Origin of the sequence: Ramlibacter aurantiacus, from assembly GCF_016722895.1 — a bacterium.
GTDB lineage: Bacteria > Pseudomonadota > Gammaproteobacteria > Burkholderiales > Burkholderiaceae_C > Ramlibacter > Ramlibacter aurantiacus.
In genome coordinates this window covers 124,518-142,705 of the sequence record NZ_JAEQNA010000002.1, presented here as the reverse complement: position 1 = coordinate 142,705, position 18,188 = coordinate 124,518, and the positions used below count along the sequence as shown (strand labels likewise).

18 protein-coding genes are annotated in these 18,188 nt (G+C 68.2%); 2 read left to right on the top strand and 16 right to left on the bottom strand.

The window, feature by feature from the left end; all coding sequences use genetic code 11:
- Positions 1–157 precede the first annotated feature (157 nt).
- The 16 genes from JI739_RS08515 to rpsB form a co-directional block, all read right to left on the bottom strand.
- Complete coding sequence (locus JI739_RS08515) at positions 158–937, bottom strand: TrmH family RNA methyltransferase (RefSeq protein WP_201683462.1); 780 nt, start codon at positions 935–937, stop codon at positions 158–160.
- On the bottom strand, positions 934–1,620 hold the full coding sequence (gene rnhB, locus JI739_RS08510) for a ribonuclease HII (protein ID WP_201683461.1): 687 nt from the start codon (positions 1,618–1,620) through the stop codon (positions 934–936). Before rnhB ends, JI739_RS08515 begins: the two co-directional genes overlap by 4 nt.
- Positions 1,589–2,734 carry a lipid-A-disaccharide synthase gene (gene lpxB / locus JI739_RS08505; protein WP_201683460.1) on the bottom strand — a complete coding sequence of 382 codons (1,146 nt, stop codon included), beginning with the start codon at positions 2,732–2,734 and terminating at the stop codon, positions 1,589–1,591. Before lpxB ends, rnhB begins: the two co-directional genes overlap by 32 nt.
- Positions 2,731–3,519, bottom strand: a complete 789-nt coding sequence (gene lpxA / locus JI739_RS08500) for an acyl-ACP--UDP-N-acetylglucosamine O-acyltransferase (RefSeq protein WP_201683459.1) — start codon at positions 3,517–3,519, stop codon at positions 2,731–2,733. Before lpxA ends, lpxB begins: the two co-directional genes overlap by 4 nt.
- The gene (gene fabZ, locus JI739_RS08495) at positions 3,516–3,965 is read right to left on the bottom strand and encodes a 3-hydroxyacyl-ACP dehydratase FabZ (protein ID WP_201683458.1); all 450 of its coding nucleotides are present in this window, start codon (positions 3,963–3,965) and stop codon (positions 3,516–3,518) included. Before fabZ ends, lpxA begins: the two co-directional genes overlap by 4 nt.
- Positions 3,962–4,936 carry a UDP-3-O-(3-hydroxymyristoyl)glucosamine N-acyltransferase gene (lpxD, locus tag JI739_RS08490; RefSeq protein WP_201683457.1) on the bottom strand — a complete coding sequence of 325 codons (975 nt, stop codon included), beginning with the start codon at positions 4,934–4,936 and terminating at the stop codon, positions 3,962–3,964. The genes fabZ and lpxD overlap by 4 nt, the downstream gene beginning before the upstream one ends.
- A 1-nt stretch (position 4,937) precedes the next feature.
- On the bottom strand, positions 4,938–5,447 hold the full coding sequence (locus JI739_RS08485; protein WP_201683456.1) for an OmpH/Skp family outer membrane protein: 510 nt from the start codon (positions 5,445–5,447) through the stop codon (positions 4,938–4,940).
- On the bottom strand, positions 5,447–7,741 hold the full coding sequence (bamA, locus tag JI739_RS08480; protein ID WP_201683455.1) for an outer membrane protein assembly factor BamA: 2,295 nt from the start codon (positions 7,739–7,741) through the stop codon (positions 5,447–5,449). The genes JI739_RS08485 and bamA overlap by 1 nt, the downstream gene beginning before the upstream one ends.
- 60 nt (positions 7,742–7,801) lie before the next feature.
- On the bottom strand, positions 7,802–9,175 hold the full coding sequence (gene rseP, locus JI739_RS08475; RefSeq protein WP_201683454.1) for an RIP metalloprotease RseP: 1,374 nt from the start codon (positions 9,173–9,175) through the stop codon (positions 7,802–7,804).
- 8 nt (positions 9,176–9,183) lie between these two features.
- Complete coding sequence (ispC, locus tag JI739_RS08470) at positions 9,184–10,374, bottom strand: 1-deoxy-D-xylulose-5-phosphate reductoisomerase (RefSeq protein ID WP_201683453.1); 1,191 nt, start codon at positions 10,372–10,374, stop codon at positions 9,184–9,186.
- Positions 10,375–10,525: 151 nt separating this feature from the next.
- Complete coding sequence (locus tag JI739_RS08465; protein ID WP_201683452.1) at positions 10,526–11,371, bottom strand: phosphatidate cytidylyltransferase; 846 nt, start codon at positions 11,369–11,371, stop codon at positions 10,526–10,528.
- A gap of 22 nt (positions 11,372–11,393) precedes the next feature.
- Positions 11,394–12,119 (bottom strand): polyprenyl diphosphate synthase, encoded by a 726-nt coding sequence (gene uppS, locus JI739_RS08460; RefSeq protein ID WP_255520202.1) that lies wholly within the window; start codon positions 12,117–12,119, stop codon positions 11,394–11,396.
- A 25-nt stretch (positions 12,120–12,144) separates the two neighbouring features.
- On the bottom strand, positions 12,145–12,711 hold the full coding sequence (frr, locus tag JI739_RS08455; protein ID WP_201683450.1) for a ribosome recycling factor: 567 nt from the start codon (positions 12,709–12,711) through the stop codon (positions 12,145–12,147).
- Between the two features lie 26 nt (positions 12,712–12,737).
- Positions 12,738–13,460, bottom strand: coding sequence for a UMP kinase (gene pyrH / locus JI739_RS08450; protein WP_201683449.1), 723 nt, complete (start codon positions 13,458–13,460; stop codon positions 12,738–12,740).
- Between the two features lie 177 nt (positions 13,461–13,637).
- Positions 13,638–14,531 carry a translation elongation factor Ts gene (tsf, locus tag JI739_RS08445; protein WP_201683448.1) on the bottom strand — a complete coding sequence of 298 codons (894 nt, stop codon included), beginning with the start codon at positions 14,529–14,531 and terminating at the stop codon, positions 13,638–13,640.
- An 89-nt stretch (positions 14,532–14,620) separates the two neighbouring features.
- Positions 14,621–15,376, bottom strand: a complete 756-nt coding sequence (gene rpsB, locus JI739_RS08440; protein ID WP_201683447.1) for a 30S ribosomal protein S2 — start codon at positions 15,374–15,376, stop codon at positions 14,621–14,623.
- 175 nt (positions 15,377–15,551) lie between these two features.
- On the opposite strand from rpsB, the gene JI739_RS08435 reads away from it, so the two are divergent.
- Together JI739_RS08435 and JI739_RS08430 are read left to right on the top strand one after the other, a co-directional pair.
- The gene (locus JI739_RS08435) at positions 15,552–16,913 is read left to right on the top strand and encodes an amidase (protein ID WP_201683446.1); all 1,362 of its coding nucleotides are present in this window, start codon (positions 15,552–15,554) and stop codon (positions 16,911–16,913) included.
- Positions 16,910–18,169, top strand: a complete 1,260-nt coding sequence (locus JI739_RS08430) for an FAD-dependent oxidoreductase (protein ID WP_201683445.1) — start codon at positions 16,910–16,912, stop codon at positions 18,167–18,169. The genes JI739_RS08435 and JI739_RS08430 overlap by 4 nt, the downstream gene beginning before the upstream one ends.
- Positions 18,170–18,188: the final 19 nt, after the last annotated feature.

The window sequence follows — 18,188 nt, the reverse complement described above, 5'->3', positions numbered from 1 at the left end:
AATGAGTGACGGGTACGCCCAAACGCTTGTCGAGAGCGGGCCCTCGAGACTGCTTTTGTTCAGGGAATTGGCTGCGATGCGCGCTAGGCGTACGGGTTTGCGGGAAAGCCCTTGATTATAGCCTTCGGACCCGGTTGACCCGCCCCCGCGCGGGTCTTCAGGAGCCGTGCGCCGCAGCGCTCGCGTGCAGGCAGATGGCCGCCGCCGTGGCCACGTTCAGCGACTCTTCGCCACCAGGCTGGATGATGCGCACCCGGGCCCGCGCCAGCGCGGCCAACTCCTCGCCGACGCCCTGCCCTTCATGGCCGAAGACCCAGGCGCAGGGCCATGGCAGCCGGCTGCGGTGCAGGTACTCGCCGTGGTGCGAACTCGTCGCCAGGATGGGCACCTGCAGCGCCTTCACCTGCTCCCGCGTGGCCGATTCGACCAGGCGCAGGCCGAAGTGCGCGCCCATGCCGGCGCGCAGCACCTTGGGTGACCAGATGGCCGACGTGCCCTTGAGCGCCAGCACCTGGCCGAAGCCGAACGCCGCGGCGCAGCGCAGGATGGCGCCCACGTTGCCTGCGTCCTGCAAGCGGTCCAGGACCACGGTGGCCATCCGAGGGTCGACCGGTGGCGATGACGGCAGCGGCAGGACGAATCCCATGCCGGCGGCCGACTCGAGGCCGCTCAGGTGGACGAAGAGCTCGTCGGCCACCACGAGGATGCGCGGGGCGCAGCCGGTCCATTCATGACCGGCCCGGGCCCAGACCGCGGCCGAGAAGACCGCCACCTCGGGTCGATGGCCACGGGCCAGCAGTGCGCGGCACAGGTGGTCACCCTCGATCCAGACCTGGCCGAGCTTGCGGTAGGCGGTGCTGTCCTGGGCGAGGCGCCTGAGGGTCTTGAGCCAGGCGTTGTCGCGCGAGCTGATGTGCGAGACCGGGGCGTCGGTCATGCGGCCAGCAGCCCGGGGGCGTCCGGCCCACCCTGGAAGGTGGCGGCCACCGGGCTGAAGTGCCGGCGGTGGTGTCGGCACGCGCCATGCACCCGCAGCGCCTCCAGATGTTCGGGGGTGCTGTAGCCCTTGTGCGCGGCGAAGCCGTACTGCGGGAATTCCTCGTGCAGGTCCAGGCACAGCCGGTCGCGATGGACCTTGGCCAGGATGGACGCAGCCGAAATGGACTTGACGATGGCGTCGCCCCCGACGATCGCCTCGGCGAGCACGTCGATCTTTGGCAGCCGGTTGCCATCCACCAGCACCTTGGCCGGCTTCAGGCGCAGGCCTTCGATGGCGCGCTTCATGGCCAGCATGGTCGCGTGGAAGATGTTGATCTGCTCGATCTCCTCGACGCTGGCCATGGCGACCGAGCAGCACAGTGCCTTGGCCATGATCTGGTCGTATAGACGCTCGCGCTTGAGCGGTGTGAGCACCTTGGAGTCGGCCAGGCCGCGGATGCGCCTGCCGTCGTCCAGGATCACCGCCGCCGCCACCACCGGGCCGGCCAGCGGCCCGCGGCCGGCTTCGTCGACGCCGCACACCAGGCCGATGGGGTCCCAGTCCAGGCGGGCCTGCGAAGGACGGCGGGTGCGCGTACGGCCAAACGGTTCAGGCCGGGGAGAGGACTTGCTGGATGGCATCGGTGGCGAGTTGGGCCGTGTCACGCCGCAACTCGTGGTGCAGCGCGCTGAATTTCTCCTGGACGGCCGCGATTCTGTCAGGCGATTCGAACCATTCCAAGAGCGCCGACGCCAGTCGCCCGGGATTCGCCTGGCCCTGCAGCAATTCCGGCACGGCCATGTCGCGCAACAGGATGTTGGGCAGTCCGACCCAGGGCTGCAGCGCCTGCCGGCGCATGATGTGCCAGCTGATGGCATGCATGCGGTAGGCGATGACCATGGGCCGCTTGAACAGCGCCGCCTCCAGCGTGGCGGTGCCACTGGCGATGAGGGTCACGTCGCAGGCGGCCAGGGCTTCATGCGAGCGGCCCTCGACGATGTGCAGCCCGGCATCGATACCGGCGCGGCGCGCGGCCTGCCCGATGGCCGGGCGCAGCGCGGGCACGGCCGGCACCACCACATGCAGCCCGGGGCGGGCCTGCTGCACGCGCCGCGCCGCCGCGAAGAACACGTCGGCCAGGTACTGCACTTCCGAGGCCCGGCTGCCCGGCAGCACGGCCAGCACCTCGGCCTGGCCGGGCAGGCCGAGCGCCCGACGCGCGGCCGCCTGGTCGGGCACCTGCGGGATGACGCTGGCCAGGGGGTGCCCGACGTAGGTGGATGCGATGCCTTCGCGCGCGAGCAGATCGGGCTCGAAGGGAAAGATGCACAACATGTGGTCCACGCTGCGGCGGATCTTCTGCAGGCGGCTGGCACGCCAGGCCCACACCGAGGGACAGACGAAATGCACCGTGCGGATCCCCGAAGCCTTCAACCCGGCTTCGAGGTCGAGGTTGAAGTCGGGGGCATCCACGCCGATGAATAGGTCCGGCCGGTCGGTGAGCAAACGCTCCCTGAGCTGCCGGCGGATGCCCACGATTTCGCGGTAGTGCCGCAACACCTCGACGTAGCCCCGCACCGCGAGCTTCTCGCACGGCCACCAGGCCTCGAAGCCATGCTGCGCCATCCGGGGGCCGCCGATGCCCTTGGCCGACAAGGCCGGCCAGCGTTGCCGCAGCCCGCCGAGCAGGAGACCGGCGAGCAGGTCGCCGGAGACTTCGCCCGCGACCATGGCCAGCCGCGGCGCGGCGTTCATCGCACGATGCCGCGCTGCGGCGACACGCCGGAGAGGAAGTCGAGCATGAGCTGCACGTCGGGCGCCGCCTCGGGCGTGTCAGAAGCCAGCTCACCGATGCGGGCACGCGCCTGGTCGAGCGTGAGGTTGTCCCGGTACAGCGCCTTGTGCATGGCCTTCACGGCGGCGATGCGCGCCGGCGAGAACCCGCGGCGCCGCAGCCCTTCGTAGTTCATCGACCGCGCCTGCGCCGGCTGGCCCTGGCTCATGACGAAGGGCGGCTGGTCGGCGAACAGCAGCGAGCACATGGCCGTCATGGCGTGCGCGCCGATGCGGATGAACTGGTGCGCGACGGTGAAGCCGCCGAGGATGGCCCAGTCGCCCACCTCCACATGGCCGGCCAGCTGGGAGTTGTTGGCGAAGATGGTGTGGTTGCCGACGAGGCAGTCATGGGCCAGGTGCACGTAGGCCATGATCCAGTTGTCGTCGCCGATGCGCGTGATGCCACCGCCGCCCGGCGAACCGATATTGAAGGTGCAGAACTCGCGGATGGTGTTGCGGTCGCCTATCACCAGCTCGCAGGGCTCGCCCGCGTACTTCTTGTCCTGCGGCACGGCGCCCAGGGAGGAGAACTGGAAGATGCGGTTGCCGCACCCGATCGTCGTGTGACCTTCGATGACGCAGTGCGGGCCGACCGTGGTGCCGGCGCCGATGGTCACGTGAGGCCCGATGACGCTGTAGGCGCCGATCGACACCGTCGGGTCGATGCGCGCGCCGTCCTCGACGATCGCGGTGGCGTGGATCATGCGCCCGCGCTGATGCGCCGGATGGTGCACATGAGCTCGGCCTCGCAAGCCAGCTCCTCGTCCACCCTGGTGACGCCCTTGAACTTGAAGATGCCAGCCTTGGCGCGCTCGAGCGTGACGTCCATCACCAGTTGGTCACCGGGCTCGACCGGGCGCTTGAAGCGCGCGCCATCGATGCCGGCGAAGTAGTACATGGTCTGGTCGTCGGGCGTGAGGCCTTCGGTCTCGAAGGACAGCAGCGCAGCGGCCTGGGCCATCGCCTCGAGGATGAGCACGCCCGGCATCACCGGCCGGTGCGGAAAATGCCCGGTGAAGAAAGGCTCGTTGATGGTGACGTTCTTCAAGGCGCGGATGCTGCGCCCTTTTTCCAGCGACACGACGCGGTCCACCAGCAAGATGGGGTAGCGATGCGGCAACTGCTTCAGGATCTGGTGGATGTCCATCATGGTCTGTTCTTCTCGAGGGCCTTGAGCCGGTCGCGCAAGGCATGCAGCTGCTTCAGGGTCGCGGCGTTCTTTTCCCACGCCGCATGATCGTCCAGCGGAAACACGCCGGTGTAGTGGCCGGGCTTGGTGATCGAACGGGTGACCACCGTGGCCGCGGAGATATGCACATGGTCGGCGATGGAGATGTGGCCGACCAGGCCGGCGCGGCCTCCGATGGTGCAGTGCGCGCCAATGGTGGTGCTGCCGGCCACGCCCGCGCAACCCGCCAGGGCCGTGTGGCGGCCGATGCGCACGTTGTGGCCGATCTGGATCAGGTTGTCGAGCTTGACGCCGTCCTCGATCACCGTGTCGGCCAGGGCGCCACGGTCGATGCAGGTGTTGGCGCCGATCTCGACGTCGTTGCCGATGCGCACCGCGCCGAGCTGCTCGATCTTCTCCCAGGCGCCCTCGTGCGGTGCCAGGCCGAATCCGTCGGCCCCGATCACCACGCCAGGATGCAGGATGCAGCGCTCGCCGATCACGCAGCGCTCGGAGACGGTGACCCGGGATTTCAACTCGGTGCCGGCGCCGATGCGCGCGCCGCGCTCCACGACGCACAACGGCCCGATGGCCGCCGTCGGATCAACGACCGCGTCGGGGTGGACCACCGCGCTGGGATGGACGCCGGGCACCATGCCCAGGCCCAGCACCTTGCGCTTCCACAGCTGGGTGACTCGAGCGAAATAGAGGTAGGGGTCGGCCACGGCAATGGCCGGGCCGCGCGCGCAGGCCTCGTCCAGCAGGGCCGGGGCCACGATCACGCAGGCGGCCTGCGAGTCGCGCAACTGCGCGCGGTAGCGTGGATTGCTGAGGAAGCTCAGGTCCGCGGACGTTGCGGACTCCAGGGGCGCCAGCCCCCGCACGACGGCCGCAGGGTCGCCGTGCAGTTCGCCGCCCAGCTCGGCGATGAGATCGCCCAGAGCGAGCGCCACCTCACTTGCTCGCGTTGAGCGCCTTGATCACCTTCTCGGTGATGTCGTGCTTGGGGTTGATGTAGACGGCCTCTTGAAGGATGAGGTCGTATTTTTCCTGCTCGGCCACCTGGCGCACCACGCGGTTCGCGCGGTCGAGCACCTGCTGAAGCTCTTCGCTCTTGCGCGCGTTCAGGTCTTCTTGAAATTCGCGGCGCTTGCGCTGGAAGTCACGGTCTTGTTCGATCAACTGGCGCTGCCGCGCCGTGCGCTGGCTCTCGGACAAGGTGGGCGCCTCGCGCTCAAACTTCTCGGAAGCGGCCTTCAGCGTGTTGCCGAGTTCGTTGAGCTCCTTCTCGCGACGGGAGAACTCCTGCTCGAGCTTGGTCTGTGCAGCCTTGGCGCTGTTGGCCTCGCGGAAGATCCGATCCGTGTTGACGAAGCCGACGCGGAATTCCTGCGCGACGGCCGGAGCGGCGAGCACCGCAAGACCGAGCAGGCAGGCAAGCCACTGGCGAGTCAGATATGACATTAGAACGAAGTCCCGATCTGGAATTGAATTCGCTGGATTCTATCGCCTGGCTCCTTGCGCACGGGCTGGGCGAAGACCAGCCGCAGCGGCCCGAGCGGCGAGATCCAGGCCACCCCCACGCCCACCGATGTGCGCAGGTCGGACAGCGACGGCGTCTGGTCCTGTCCGAAGACGTTGCCCACGTCGCCGAAGGCGAACATGCGCAGCGTCCGATCGTTGCCGGCACCGGGAAACGGCGCGGACACTTCGGCGTTCAGCACGATCTTCTTGGCACCACCCAGGGTGGCTCCCGTGATGTCGCGGGGGCCCAGCGTGCCCTGGGTGAAGCCGCGCACGGATCCCAGGCCACCGGCATAGAAGTTCTTGAACACGGGGAAGTCGCGGCCGCCAAGCCCATCTCCCCAGCCGATCTCGCCGTTCAGGCCCAGCGTGTACTGCCGTGTGAACGGCACGAACTGCGTGATCTGGTAGTTGGCGCGCCAGTACCGCGCGTCGGCGAACGGCCCCAGTTCGCCGCTGAGTCGCTGCAGGCGTCCACGGGTGGGCACGAGGGCGCTGTCGCGGTCGTCGCGGCTCCAGGCCAGGGTGAGCGGGATGGCCGTGCTGCGGAAGCCGAAGCGCTCGGCGTAGGCCAGGTAGGCCGCGGGGATGTTGGTGCCCGGCTGGATCTCGGTGCTCTCGACGCCGATGCCGAAGAAGACGGTGTCCTCTTCGCTGAAAGGCACGCCCAGACGCACGGCGCCGCCCATGGTGGCCAGGGAATAGTTGCCGCCCTGCTCCTCGTACGGCCGTGACTTGCGGTAGTAGGCCTCCAGGCGTCGCGAGATGCCGTCGATCGTGAAGTACGGATCGACCGTGGTCAGGGACAAGGTGCGGTTGTACTTGCTGGTGTTGACATCCAGGCTCAGGTAATTGCCTGACCCGAAGGCGTTCTCCTGCCGCACCGCGAACCCCAGCGCCAGCTTCTCGGCGCTGGAGAAGCCGGCCGACAGCTGCAGGCTGCCGGTGGGCTTCTCGGTCACCTCGACGACCAGGTCGACCTGGTCGGGCGCGCCGGGCACTTCTGCCGTCTCGATGTTCACGTCGCGGAAGAAGCCGAGCCGGTCGACGCGATCGCGTGATCGGCGGATGCGCTCGATGTCGTACCAGCTCGATTCGAGCTGTCGAAATTCGCGGCGGATCACCTCGTCGCGCGTGCGCACGTTGCCGGCGATGTTGATGCGGCGCACATAGACGCGGCGCTGGGGCTCCGCGGCCAGCACCAGCTGCACGCGGTTGGTGCTGCGGTCGATGTCGGGTCGGGCCTCGACCTGCGCGAAGGCATAGCCGAAGTTGCCGAAGTAGTCGCTGATGGCCTTGGTGGTGGCCGCCACCTGGTCGGCGTTGTAGGGCTCGCCCGGCTGGATGGTGATCAGCGACTTGAATTCGTCCTCGCGGCCGAGGAAGTTGCCTTCGAGGCGCACGCCGCTGACCACGAAGCGCTCGCCTTCGGTGACGTTGACGGTGATGCTGATCTCGCGCCGATCCGGCGTGAGCGCCACCTGGGTGCTGTCGATGCGGAACTCGAGGAAGCCGCGCTGCAGGTAGTACGAACGCAGCGCCTCCAGCGAAGCGTTGAGCTTGGCGCGCGAATAGCGGTCGGACTTGGTGTACCAGCTGAGGATGCCGCCGGTATCCAGCTCCATCAAACCAAGCAGGGTCGAGTCGGGGAACGTCTGGTTGCCGACCACCCGGATTTCGCGTATGCGGGCGGGCTCGCCCTCGGTGACCGAGAAGGTGAGGTTCACCCGGTTGCGCTCGAGCGGCGTGACCGTGGTGACCACCTCGGCGCCGTAGAGGCCGCGGCTGATGTACTGGCGCTTCAGCTCCTGCTCGGCTCGATCGGCCAACGCCTGGTCGAAGGCGCGGCCCTCTGCCAGGCCGATATCGCGCAGCGCCTTGGTCAGGACGTCCTTGGGAAATTCACGGGTGCCGACGAAATCGACCTGGGCCACGGTGGGGCGCTCCTCGACCACCACCACCAGGACGTCGCCGGAGACTTCCAGCCGCACGTCCTTGAACAGGCCCAGCCCGAAGAGCGCGCGGATGGCGGCAGTGCCCTTGTCATCGGTGTACTGGTCGCCGACGCGGAACGGCAGCGAGGCGAAGACCGTGCCCGGCTCGACCCGCTGCAGGCCTTCCACGCGGATGTCGCGGACGGTGAACGGATCGATTGCCCAGACCTGCGCGGCCAGCGTCAGCGCCATCACGCCCGCCCAGGTACGCGCGCGAAAGCGCTTGAAATATTTCTTCATGGATTCAGTGGGAGGCCGTGCCAGCGCCGTCACTGCCGCGGCCGGAATGCCGGCTGGTTGTTATCCGAAAAGGCGCGTCACGTCGTTGAACAGCGCGATCGACATCATAACCAGCAGCACAGCCACGCCCCCTCGCTGAAACCGCTCCATCCAGATGTCCGACACACTCCTGCCCGTCACGGCCTCCCAAAGGTAGTACATCAGGTGACCTCCGTCGAGGACGGGCAGCGGCAGCAGGTTGAGCACGCCCAGGCTCACGCTGATCAAGGCCAGGAACACCAGGTACTGCGTGAGCCCCAGGCTGGCCGACTTGCCCGCGTAGTCGGCGATGGTCAGGGGGCCACTGAGGTTGTTGAGGGAGGCTTGGCCGATCACCATGCGCCCGATCATCTTGACGGTGAGCACGGACACCTCCCAGGTGCGCGAGACACCATGCCACAGCCCTTCGAGCGGGCCGCGCTGCACGGTCACCATGTCGGGCGCGGCGCCCACGTAGGCCCCGATGCGCGCCACCGGCCCTTCCCGATCGTTGGCCAGGTCGGGCCGCACCGCCAGGGTCAGCTCGCGCCCATCGCGCAGCACGCGCCACTCCGACTCGATCGGCTCCGCCCCCTTCAATTGGCCGCGGATCCACTGGCGCAACTGCTGGCCGTCGGAGATGCGCTGCGAGCCCGCCGACAACACCTCGTCGCCCTCGCGCAGCCCGGCGCGCTCGGCGGCCCCGCCCGGGACCAGTTCGCCGAGCACGGGGCGCGTCCACGGGCCAACGATGCCGATGCGGCGGAACAGCGCGGCATCGGCGTCACGAACTTGCATCTCGCCCAGCGGCAGGACCAATTCTCGTTGCGATGAGCGCCCCTCCTCGCGCACCTGCAGGCGCACATCGCGCTGCTCCAGGGCTCCCTGGGTCAGCAGCCAGCGCAGCTGCTCGAACGAGGCCATCGGCTCGACCGAGGCATCGGCGAATCCGGCGGATTCGACCACCTCGCCGCCGCGCAGCCCGGCACGGTCCGCGACCGACCCGGCCACCGGGCTGGCCAGCACGGCACGCGGCTCCTGCACGCCCCACCAGCTCACGAGCGCGTACAACAGCACGGCCATCAACAGGTTGGCCAGCGGACCGGCGGCGACGATGGCCGCCCGCGAGCGCAGGGGCTGGGTGTTGAACGCGAGGTGCCGCTCCTCGGGCGCGACCGAGCCCTCGCGCTCGTCCAACATCCGCACGAAGCCGCCCAAAGGCAGCGCGCCGATGACGAATTCGGTGTCCTGCCCGGGGCGCTGGCGGCGCGGTTTCCAGCGGGCCAGCGGCTTGCCGAAGCCGACCGAGAACCGCAGCACCTTCACACCGCAGGCCACCGCCACGCGGTAGTGCCCGTACTCGTGCACGGTGATGAGCAGCCCCAGGGCGACGATGAAGGCGAGCAAGGTGAGCATGGCGGCGTTCAGCTGAAGGATCGGACGATGCGGTCGGCCTGCCGGCGCGCCTGCCCGTCCAACTCGAGCAAACCCGCGAGGTCCTGCGGCTTGGAGCCGGCAACCGCATCCAAAGTTGCCAGATTCACGGCATGGATCTGATCGAAACGAATCTGCCGATCCAGGAACGCCGCGACCGCGACCTCATTGGCGGCGTTCAGCACAGCCGTGGTGCCGGGCACCGCCCGCAGGCTCTCCCAGGCCAGCGCAAGGCCGGGGAAGCGCTCCCGGTGGCCGTTGCGGTCGAGCGATTCGAAGCTCATGTCGGCCAGGGTCGAAAAATCGAGCGCCTGCGCACCCGATTCGATGCGCTCCGGCCACGACAGGCCGTAGGCAATGGGCACCCGCATGTCGGGGGTGCCCAGCTGCGCCACGACGGAGGTGTCGCGGTACTGCACCATCGAATGAATGATGCTCTGGGGGTGGATCACCACGTCGAGCCGATCGGGCCCGAGCCCGAACAGGTAGCGCGCCTCGATGACCTCCAGCGCCTTGTTCATCATCGTGGCCGAGTCGACCGAGATCTTGCGGCCCATGACCCAGTTGGGATGGGCGCACGCCTGTTCGGGCGTGACCTCGCGCAAGCGCGCCGGCTCCCAGGTGCGAAATGGCCCGCCCGAGGCGGTGAGGATGATCTTTTCGACGCGCTCGTCCCAGCTGGCGCGATCTTCCGGCAGCGACTGGAAGATGGCCGAATGTTCGCTGTCGATCGGCAGCAGCGTGGCCCCGCCCGTCCGGACGGCAGACAGGAACAGCTCTCCGCCGACGACCAGCGCCTCCTTGTTGGCCAGCAGCAGGCGCTTGCCGGCCCGTGCCGCGGCCAGGCAGGGGGCCAGTCCGGCCGCCCCCACGATGGCCGCCATGACGGTGTCGGCCTCCTCGTGTGCGGCCATGCGCTCGAGAGCATCAGGGCCCTGCATCACCCGAGTGGGCAGGCCTTCGGCCTGCAGCCGCTGCGCCAGCTGCGCGGCGGCGTCGGGGTCGGCCATGACCGCGAGCCGTGGCCTGAAGCGCTGGCACTGCTCCAACAGCAGATCGACCTGACGCCCGGCGCTGAGCGCGAACACCTCGAAGCGGTCAGGGTGCCGACCGATCACGTCGAGCGTGCTGGTGCCGATCGACCCCGTCGACCCTAATACCGTGACCCGTTGCTTCTTCATCGCCAGCTCAGTTCTCCACGATGCCGGGGCGCGGCACTCCACAGGCCGCGCGCAGCGTTCGGCCGTTCCAGTGCCAACGCGGAACCGGCTTTGCCGGGCCGCTGTTGGCGCCCCCTGGGGGGGAGGCGCCGAAGGCGCTTCGGGGGAGACCTCATATCGACACCAGCATCATGGCCAGCGGCAACGCAGGCAACAACGCATCGACCCGGTCGAGCACGCCGCCGTGTCCTGGCAACAGCTGGCTCGAATCCTTGGCGCCGGCGCTGCGCTTGACCAATGATTCGAGCAAGTCGCCGGCCACGCTCATGGACACCAGGAACAGCGTGCCCACCACCAGCAAGACCCAGGACCTGTGCGCCAGGCTGGCGTAGAGGCTGGGCACCGCCGAGCCCGCGGACAGGTCGGCCCAGCTCCAGGCGACCGCCAGCAGCAGCACGGCCACCATGCCACCCCAGACACCCTCCCAACTCTTGCCGGGGCTGATGGTGGGAGCCAGGCGTACGGATGCGATCTTCAGGCCGAAGGCGCGACCAGCGAAATAGGCCGCGACATCGGCCACCCAGACGAGCACCAGGATGGACAACAGGAAATTGATGCCGATGGCCCGGGCCTGCGCGGCGGCCAGCCAGGCCAGCACGAGCACGGACATGCCGCCAGCCAGCCGCAGCGGACGCGGCAGCAGGGGCCAGCCGGGCACCCCACGCCTAAGCAACAGGCCCGCCCCCAGCACCCACAGCGCACCGACCGCCAGCCAGAGCAAGGGAAGGCGCTGGTAAGGCAACCCGAGCCACCAGGCGAGCGCGCAGAGCAACACGCAGGCGCCCCCCGCCGTGATCGATGCGCCGGGGCCGAATCCGTTGAGCCGCGCGAACTCCCAGGTGCCGGCCGCGACCAGGACCAGGACCACCGCGATGAAAGGCTGTGGCGAAGGCCAGAAGAGGGCCGGCAGCAGGATGGCCAGCAAGACCAGGGCCGTGATGATGCGCTGCTTGAGCATGGACGCTGCGGCGGGCGTCCGGTCAGGCGGCCCGGCGCGCCGGGTCCCGGGAGGCAAGCTGCCCCGAGGTCAGGCCGAAACGGCGCTCCCGGCGGTTGAAGTCGTCGATGGCTGCGTTGAGTTCGATCTTGTCGAACTCTGGCCACAGCTTGTCGCTGAAATAGAACTCCGCGTACGCGGACTGCCATAGCAGGAAGTTGCTGATACGCCGCTCGCCGCCCGTGCGGATGACGAGGTCGGGGTCGGGCACGTGCGACAGCGACATCGCCGCAGCAAGCGTCTGTTCAGTGATGGGGCGTCCGGCCGCGGCCAGCCGGCTGGCAGCCTGCACGATGTCCCAGCGTCCGCCGTAGTTGAAGCAGATGTTGAGGACCAGGCGGTCGTTGCAGGCAGTGGCGGCCTCGGCGGCGTCCAGGCCCTTGCGGACCTTGGGCGGCAGCGCTGCGCGGTCGCCCACGAAATGGATACGAACCCCTTCCGCCTTGAGCTGCGGGACCTCGCGCGACAGCGCCAGCGCGAGCAGTTCCATGAGGCCCGACACCTCGTCGGCGGGCCGGCTCCAGTTCTCCGAGGAAAACGCGAACACGGTGAGGACCTTGACGCCGACGTCGCCGCAGTGGCGCACGCAGCCGCGCAGCGCGTCGACACCGACCTTGTGCCCGGCCACCCGGGGCAGGAAGCGCCGGGTCGCCCAGCGGCCGTTGCCATCCATGACGATGGCGATGTGATGGGGAATCGTCTTGCTCAAGGTGCCGCCGTGCCTGGCTGCCGCTTCAGACCGCCAGGATCTCTTGCTCTTTGGTGGCCACCATGGCGTCGATCTCGGCGATGTGCCGATCGGTCACCTTCTGGATGTCACCTTCCGAACGCTTCTGGTCGTCTTCGGATGCGAGCTTGTCCTTGACCAGCTTCTTGACGTGTTCGTTGGCGTCACGCCGCAGGTTGCGGATGGCGATCTTGGCGCTCTCGCCCTCGTGCCGCACCAGCTTGGTCATCTCCTTGCGGCGCTCCTCGCTCATGGGCGGCATGGGCACGCGGATCAGGTCACCCATGGAGGCGGGATTGAGGCCGAGATCGCTCTCACGAATCGCTTTTTCGATCTTGGGGCCCATTCCCTTTTCCCACGGCTGCACGCTGATGGTGCGGGCATCCAGCAGCGCCACGTTGGCGACCTGGCTGAGCGGCACGCTGGAGCCGTAGTAATCGACGTGCACCGTGTCCAGCAGCGCGGGGTTGGCGCGGCCCGTGCGGATCTTGGTGAGGTTTTGCTTGAAGGCGGCGATGGACTGGTCCATCTTCGTCTCGGTCGTCTTCTTGATTTCAGCGATGGTGGTAGCCATGTCGAGCGTCCTCTGTTCGAGCCGGTTCAGGCGTAGACAAGCGTGCCTTCGTCGGCACCCTGCACCACGCGCTTGAGCGCGCCGTGCTTGAAAATCGAAAACACCTTGATCGGCAGCTTCTGGTCGCGGCACAGGGCAAAGGCAGTGGCGTCCATGATGCCCAGGTTCTGTGCAATGGCATCGTCGAAGCTGATCTTGGCGTAACGGGTGGCCGAGGGGTCCTTGTTGGGATCGGCGCTGTAGACACCGTCGACCTTCGTCGCCTTCAGGACCAGTTCGGCACCGATCTCGGCGCCGCGCAGCGCGGCGGCGGTGTCCGTGGTGAAGAAAGGGTTGCCGGTGCCGGCCGCGAAGATCACCACCTTGCCCTCTTCCAGGTACTGGAGGGCCTTGGGCCGCACATAGGGCTCGACCACCTGCTCGATGGCGATGGCGGACATCACCCGGGCGATCAGGCCCTGCTTGTTCATCGCGTCGGCCAGCGCCAACGAGTTCATGACCGTGGCCAACATGCCCATGTAATCGGCGGTGGCGCGGTCCATGCCGACGGCGCCGCCCGCCACGCCACGAAAGATGTTGCCCCCGCCGATCACCACGGCCACCTGCACCCCCATGCGGACCACCTCGGACACCTCCTCGACCATGCGGACGATGGTGGAGCGGTTGATCCCGAACGCATCGTCACCCATGAGCGCTTCGCCAGAGAGTTTCAGCAGGATGCGCTTGTGGGCTGGCGGGGCTTCAGGCATGAACGGGTCCTATGAATGGGAGGGGTGGGTGCGTGGAATCTCGATGTGACCGCCCGCCGCGGTTGCGCGAACGCCGCATTCTGCATCGGCGGCGCCCCGTCCGGGCGAGCTGGGCCGCCGGACGCAACCCTTTCGGGTGGATCGAACGCGGGTTGCGCAGCGCTGCCGTGGGGTCGATCAGGAAGACGACTTGGCGGCGGCAACCTGGGCGGCGACCTCGGCAGCAAAATCGTCGACTTTCTTCTCAATGCCTTCGCCAACCACGTAGAGGGTGAAGCCCTTCAGCGTGGTGTCGGTGGCCTTGAGCATCTGCTCGACCGTCTGTTTGTCGTTCTTCACGAACGGCTGGTTGAACAGCGACACCTCCTTGAGGTACTTCTGCACCGAGCCTTCGATCATCTTGGCGGCGATGTCGGCCGGCTTGCCCGACTCCTGCGCCTTGGCGGTGGCCACCGAGCGCTCCTTGTCGATCAGCTCGGCAGGCACATCGGCACTGGTCAGGGCCACGGGCTTCATGGCGGCCACGTGCATGGCGACGTCCTTGGCGGCAACCTCATCGCCCGTGTACTCGACCACCACGCCGATGCGGGTGCCGTGCAGGTACGACGCCAGGCGGGCATCGCCGGCGAAGCGCTTGAACCGGCGGAAGCTCATGTTCTCGCCGATCTTCCCGATCAGGCCCTTGCGGACGTCCTCGAGCGTGGGGCCGAAGCCATCCTGCTCGTACGGCAGCTGACCCAGGGCAGCGACGTCGTCGGGGTTGTGTTGGGCAACCAGCTCGGCGGCCGCACGGGCCATGGCCAGGAAGCTTTCGTTCTTGGTGACGAAATCGGTTTCGCAGTTGGTCTCGAGCAGCGCTCCGGTGCTGCCGTCGATGAAGGCGGTGACCACGCCTTCGGCGGTGATGCGCGCCGCGGCCTTGCCCGCCTTGTTGCCGAGCTTGACCCGCAGGATCTCCTCGGCCTTGTCCATGTTGCCGTCTGCCTCGGTCAGGGCCTTCTTGCACTCCATCATGGGAGCATCGGTCTTGGCGCGCAGTTCGGCGACCATGCTTGCGGTGATTGCTGCCATTTCGTCCTCGTAGGGTTCAGTTCATCGAAATTGAAAAAAGGGGCTCGCGAGCCCCTTCGTCTGCCGTGTCGTGCGGCCCGCGGCGGGGATCAGGCGCCGGAGCCTTCCTCGACCTCGACGAACTCGTCGTCGCTGCCTTCGGAGACGGCCTTCACCACATCGTTGACGGCGCTGGAGCGGCCTTCAAGAACGGCGTCGGCGATGCCGCGTGCATACAGCGTGACGGCCTTGGCCGAGTCGTCGTTGCCGGGGATGACGTAGTCGATGCCCTCGGGCGAGTGGTTGGAGTCGACCACGCCGACCAGCGGGATGCCCAGCTTCTTGGCTTCGGCCACGGCGATCTTGTGGAAGCCCACGTCGATGACGAAGATGGCATCGGGCAGGCTGTTCATGTCCTGGATGCCGCCGATGTCCTTCTCGAGCTTTTCGATTTCGCGCTGGAACATCAGCTGCTCTTTCTTGGACATGGCTTCAAGCCCGGTTTCCTGCTGCGCCTTCATGTCCTTCAGGCGCTTGATGGAGGTCTTGACCGTCTTGAAGTTGGTGAGCATGCCGCCCAGCCAGCGCTGGTCGACGAAGGGCACGCCGGCGCGGCGCGCTTCGGCGGCCACGATGTCGCGGGCCTGGCGCTTGGTGCCCACCATGAGGATGGTGCCGCGGTTGGCGCTGAGCTGCTTCACGAACTTCATCGCATCCTGGAACATCGGGAGCGACTTTTCCAGGTTGATGATGTGGATCTTGTTGCGATGGCCGAAGATGAAAGGAGCCATCTTGGGGTTCCAGAAGCGGGTCTGGTGTCCGAAGTGGACGCCGGCTTCCAGCATCTCGCGCATTGAAACGTTCATGTCTGTTGTCCAAAAGGTTGGGTCTAAAATCCGCCCCGAAATCAGGCCCTGAAACAGGGCGCCGACACCTTGGTGGGAGGGATTCGCGGGTTGAATACCTTGCCGCTGCGCAGCTGGCGCGCGCGGTGCGGCAAAGCCCAAAGAGTCTATCACACGCCCCCACGCCAAGCCCCTCATGACCGCCGACCTGACCCGCACGCTCGAGGCCATCCGCAGCGGCCGCACGCACGCCGCCGAGGAGCTCGAGAAAGCCCTCGCGATTGCCGCGTCGCCGCGCTGCCGACCCGCGTTCCTGAAGCTCTTCGATGGCCAGGCGCGCGCGGAAGCGGCCACCGGAACATCGCGGACCGGGCCGCTGGCCGGGCTGCCGATCTCGGTGAAGGATCTGTTCGATCTCAACGGCCAGCCCACCACGGCGGGCTCGCGCGTGCTGCATGACGCTCCTGCGGCGACGCGCGATGCGCTCGCGGTCCAGCGGTTGCGGGCGGCCGGAGCGACGGTGATCGGCCGCACCCACATGACCGAGTTCGCCTTCTCGGGCGTGGGCACGAATCCGCATTTCCCCGTGCCAGCCAACCCGGCAGACCCCTCGGTGGACCGCATCCCGGGTGGCTCATCTTCAGGCGCCGCCGTGTCGGTGGCCTCGGGCGCCGCCTTCATCGGGCTGGGGTCCGACACCGGCGGGTCGATCCGCATTCCGGCGGCCCTGTGCGGCATCGTCGGGTTCAAGAACACGGCCCGGCTCACCCCCACCGAGGGCGCGCTACCGCTGTCGACCACGCTCGACACGGCCTGTGCCATGACGCGATCGGTGGCCGACGCGGTGTTGGCCCACGAAATCCTCTCGGGCACCCGCGTCGCTCGCCAGCCGCGCCCGATCTCAAGCCTGAGGCTGGCCGTGCCCACCAACCAATTGCTCGACGGCATGGACGCGCAGGTCACCGGCGCCTTCGAGCGCACCTTGCGCTTGCTGCGCGCCGCCGGCGCCCGCATCGAGGAGATCACGGTGCCGCCGCTGGACCGCGTGGCCGGCCTGCAGGCCGGCGGCGGATTCACTGCGGCGGAAAGCTATGCCTGGCACCGTCACCTGCTCGAACGACGTGGCAACGACTACGACCCGCGGGTTCGGCTGCGGATCGAGCGCGGCGCGGCCATGAAGGCCTGGGAATACCTCGATCTGATGCACGCTCGCCAAGCCTGGATCGCCGAGATGGAAGCAGCCGCCCACGGCTTCGACGCCCTGCTCTCGCCCACGGTGCCTATCGTGGCTCCGACGATCGCCAGCCTGGCGCCGGCCGATGGAATCGATGCCGCGATCGACGCCGCGCGCGACGAGACTTTCTTTCGCACCAACGCGCTGCTGCTGCGAAACCCAAGTGTCGTCAACCAACTCGACGGCTGCGCGATTTCCATCCCCTGCCATGCGCCCGGGGAGCTGCCAGCAGGCCTGATGGTCTGGCACGGCGCGCTGCGCGACGAAGCCGTGCTGAACATCGCCGGCGCGATCGAAGTGGTTTTGCGGACGGGCGCTGAATGAGGATCGCCATCGTGGGCGCCGGCGTCGTCGGCGTGACCACGGCTTATGAGCTCGGCGTCGACGGCCACGAGGTCACCGTGTTCGAGCGGCACAGCGCCGCCGCCGAGGAGAGCAGCTTCGCCCACTGCGGCCTGATCGCGCCCGGGCACACGGCGCCCTGGTCGGTGCCCCGCCTGCTGCCGCTGTTGTTGCGGCAGTGGCTGGACCTGCACGCTGGGCTGCGCCTGCGCAGCTTGCCCGGCTGGCGCGAACTGTCCTGGCTCGCGGCGGCGCGACGCGGCACGGCGCCCGAATCGTGGCGCCGCAACCGGGCGCGAATGCAGCGGCTGGCCACTTACAGCCGTTGGCGGTTGCACGAACTCACCGAACGGCTGCAGTTGCAGTACGACTGCAGCCCGGGCCTGCTGGTGCTGCTGCGCGACGAGCGGTCGCGCCGACGCATCGCGGCCACCCTGCCCCTGCTGCAGGAAAGCGAGGTGCGGTACGAGGAACTCACCCCGCAGGGCGCTCGTGCGATCGAGCCGGGGCTCGACCCCGCCCAGCGCCTGGCCGGGGCGCTCCACCTGCCCGACGAGGGCGTGGCCAACGGCCGCCAGTTCGTGCAGCTGCTGCGACGCAAGGCGGAGGCACAGGGTGTGCGTTTCGAGTTCGGCCGGTCGGTGCTCCCGCTCGATCCAGGCGCGCCTTCCACGCTTCGGCTCGGCGCCGGCGCGTCGGCTCCTTTCGATGCGATCGTGGTGTGCGCGGGAGCGGCCAGTGCGGCCCTGCTGCAACCCCTGGGACTGCGCATGCCGCTGGCGGCGGTCTACGGCTACTCGGTCACGGCCGCGATCGGCGAGGCCGCCAGCGCCCCCCGCAGCGGCGTCTTCGACGAGCGGCACGGCGTCGCCATCACCCGGCTGGGCGAACGGGTGCGCGTGTGCGGCGGCGCCGAGCTGGGCGGAAGTCACGAGCGCCGCGATCCAGCCGCACTTCGCACGCTCTACAAGGTGCTGGGGGAGTGGTTTCCGGGTGCGGCAAGGCTGTCCGGCAATTGCGTCACCGTGCAGGAGTGGAGAGGCGCCCGACCCACGCTGCCGGATGGCCCACCGGTGATCGGTGCGAGCGGCATTCCCGGCGTGTGGCTCAACCTCGGCCACGGCGGCTACGGCTGGGCGATGGCCTGCGGCAGTGCCCGCGCCACGGCCGACCTGATCGCCGGCCGGCAGCCCGAACTCGACCTCGAAGGCCTCGGCGTCACCCGCCTGCTGGGCTGAAGCCCCGCCTTCCTGCGGC

Bases quoted from the DNA above. Each gene is read 5' to 3' on its own strand.
- JI739_RS08485 (WP_201683456.1), bottom strand. From the start codon at position 5,447: ATGTCATATCTGACTCGCCAGTGGCTTGCCTGCCTGCTCGGTCTTGCG.
- pyrH (WP_201683449.1), bottom strand. From the start codon at position 13,460: ATGCCTGAAGCCCCGCCAGCCCACAAGCGCATCCTGCTGAAACTCTCT.
- bamA (WP_201683455.1), bottom strand. From the start codon at position 7,741: ATGAAGAAATATTTCAAGCGCTTTCGCGCGCGTACCTGGGCGGGCGTG.
- tsf (WP_201683448.1), bottom strand. From the start codon at position 14,531: ATGGCAGCAATCACCGCAAGCATGGTCGCCGAACTGCGCGCCAAGACC.
- JI739_RS08465 (WP_201683452.1), bottom strand. From the start codon at position 11,371: ATGCTCAAGCAGCGCATCATCACGGCCCTGGTCTTGCTGGCCATCCTG.
- lpxA (WP_201683459.1), bottom strand. From the start codon at position 3,519: ATGATCCACGCCACCGCGATCGTCGAGGACGGCGCGCGCATCGACCCG.
- rnhB (WP_201683461.1), bottom strand. From the start codon at position 1,620: ATGCCATCCAGCAAGTCCTCTCCCCGGCCTGAACCGTTTGGCCGTACG.
- JI739_RS08515 (WP_201683462.1), bottom strand. From the start codon at position 937: ATGACCGACGCCCCGGTCTCGCACATCAGCTCGCGCGACAACGCCTGG.
- JI739_RS08430 (WP_201683445.1), top strand. From the start codon at position 16,910: ATGAGGATCGCCATCGTGGGCGCCGGCGTCGTCGGCGTGACCACGGCT.
- rseP (WP_201683454.1), bottom strand. From the start codon at position 9,175: ATGCTCACCTTGCTCGCCTTCATCGTCGCCCTGGGGCTGCTCATCACC.
- JI739_RS08435 (WP_201683446.1), top strand. From the start codon at position 15,552: ATGACCGCCGACCTGACCCGCACGCTCGAGGCCATCCGCAGCGGCCGC.
- lpxB (WP_201683460.1), bottom strand. From the start codon at position 2,734: ATGAACGCCGCGCCGCGGCTGGCCATGGTCGCGGGCGAAGTCTCCGGC.
- ispC (WP_201683453.1), bottom strand. From the start codon at position 10,374: ATGAAGAAGCAACGGGTCACGGTATTAGGGTCGACGGGGTCGATCGGC.
- rpsB (WP_201683447.1), bottom strand. From the start codon at position 15,376: ATGAACGTTTCAATGCGCGAGATGCTGGAAGCCGGCGTCCACTTCGGA.
- fabZ (WP_201683458.1), bottom strand. From the start codon at position 3,965: ATGATGGACATCCACCAGATCCTGAAGCAGTTGCCGCATCGCTACCCC.
- frr (WP_201683450.1), bottom strand. From the start codon at position 12,711: ATGGCTACCACCATCGCTGAAATCAAGAAGACGACCGAGACGAAGATG.